At 66.6% G+C, this 2,108-nt stretch carries 2 protein-coding genes; both read right to left on the bottom strand.

The features are described 5' to 3' along the window. A partial coding sequence (locus tag AB0M92_RS39190; protein ID WP_366107177.1) for a condensation domain-containing protein occupies positions 1 to 1,883 on the bottom strand: 1,883 nt, incomplete at its 3' end. Continuing rightward, positions 1,880 to 2,108: hypothetical protein (locus tag AB0M92_RS39185; RefSeq protein WP_366107176.1), on the bottom strand; the 229-nt coding region annotated here is incomplete at its 5' end. The genes AB0M92_RS39190 and AB0M92_RS39185, both read right to left, overlap by 4 nt.

Below are 2,108 nucleotides of genomic sequence, written 5' to 3'. Positions count from 1 at the left end.
ACCACACCCTTCGGCCGACCCGTCGAACCCGACGTATAAATCACATACGCCACATGCGAAGACAACACCGAAGACAGCCGGTCACTGTCGGACAGATCGGATGCACTGGCGGTGGCGACCGCTCGCAGGACCTCATCACCGTCGAGCAGCACACGCGGCACGTCGTCGTCGGGCAAGCCGGGTGAGGTCTCCGTATCGGTGATCACCAGCACGGGCTCGGCATCGGCCAGCACGTACGCGATGCGGTCGGCGGGGTAGTCCGGATCCAGTGGTACGTACCCGGCACCGCTCTTCAGGACGGCGAACAGCGCGACCATCAAGTCGACGGACCTGGGCAGCGCGACGGCGACGAGCTTCTCCGGACCGGCACCACGCGCGACCAGATACCGGGCCAAACGATTCGCCCGGGCATTCAACTCGGCATAGCTCAGCTCGACCCCGCCACTGATCACGGCCGGCGCGTGCGGAGTGCGTGCCGTCTGCGCCTCGAACTGCTCCGGCAACAGGGCGGCCGGTATCTCGCGGGCCGTGTCGTTCCACTCGGCCAATACCCGGTGCCTCTCCGCTGCACCGAGCAGGTCGAAGTGGCCCACCGCGCCATCGAGGCCGGTGGTGGTCGCCTCCAGGATCCGGGTCAGCTGGGACCCGATCTGTTCCACCGCCGCCCGGTCGAACAGGTCCGGCCGATAGTCGAGTCGTAGCCGGATCCCGTCTCCGGGCATCACGATCAGGCTGAGCGGATAGTGCATGCTGTTCCGCCCTTCCAGTCGTTCGACACGGATGGCATCGGCCGGCCCCTCGGCCTTCGGCGTGGCACCGATCGGGTAGTTCTCGAACACGACGACGGTGTCGAAGAGCTCGTCGGCCGGGGTCAGGTTGTGGATGTCGGTGAGCTTGAGGTGCTGGTGGGGAAGGAGGGCGCTCTGTTCCCCCTGGAGCCGCACCAGCGCCTCCTGGACGGACTCGGCGGGCTTGAGGCGTACCCGTACCGGCACGGTGTTGATGAACAGGCCCACCATCGATTCGATGCCGGGGATCTGGGCCGGGCGTCCCGCGACCGTCGCACCGAAGACCACGTCGTCCTGTCCGGTCATGTGCCCGAGCAGGATCGCCCAAGCCTGCTGGACCACCGTGTTCAACGTGACCCCGCAGCTGCGCGCCGCAGCCGCCAGAGCGGCCGTCAACTCCTCCGGCAGACGGACGGTGACGTGCTCGGGAGCCATCTGTGCCGCACGAGCATGAACCGGGGCGAGCCGGGTCGCTTCCTCCACGCCCGCCAGCGACCGGCGCCATGCCTCCTGCGCCGCATCGCGGTCTTGTCCCGCCACCCACGCCAGGTAGTCGCGATAGGGCCTCACCCGGGGCAAGCCGTCGCCTCGGCCGCCCTGCTCATAGGCGGTCATCAGGTCGCGCATCAGCACGGGCACGGACCACCCGTCCAGCAGCAAGTGGTGGCTCGTGAACTCCAGCCGGAACCGCTGGTCAGCGAGGCGGATCAGCGTGAACCTCAGCAGCGGCGGAGCGGCCAGGTCGAACCGCCGCGCCCGGTCCTGCTCCAGCCACGCCTCGACCGCGGCCTCCTGGGGGCCGGCGTCCAGGTCGGAGAAGTCGATCTCCTCCCAAGGAAGCTCCACCTTCCTCGGAATGACCTGGACCGGCTGCCGCAGACCCTCGTGCATGAAAGCCGCGCGCAGATTCTTGTGCCGCTCTAGAACGAATCGGGCGGACGCCTTCAGAGCCTCGACATTCAGCGGTCCTTCCACGAGGAAAGACATCTGCGTCGTATAGACGTCCAGCGCGTCCGCGTCATAAAGGGCGTGGAACAGCAGACCTTCCTGCAGAGGAGCCAACGGAAGAATGTCTTCCAATTCATTCCGCTTCACTTTTCGTTCCTCCACAGCTGCTCAAGTTGGTCAATTTCTGCCTGGTTCAGGGAGACCAGGGGAAGGTCGGAGGGCGTGTATCCACCCGCGTCAGGATCAGCAGCATGCCGAATGATCGCCTTCAGCGCCTCGACGAACAGCCCCGAGACCTCGACGACATCACTCTCCGCCAACACCCCCGACGCCCACGACCAGGACACCTGCAGACACGGACCCGCCTCACCG

Source organism: Streptomyces sp. NPDC051582 (genome assembly GCF_040681715.1).
Classification (GTDB): domain Bacteria; phylum Actinomycetota; class Actinomycetes; order Streptomycetales; family Streptomycetaceae; genus Streptomyces.
Note: the sequence above shows the minus strand (reverse complement) of the source record. Positions and strands in the feature narration are given on the sequence as shown.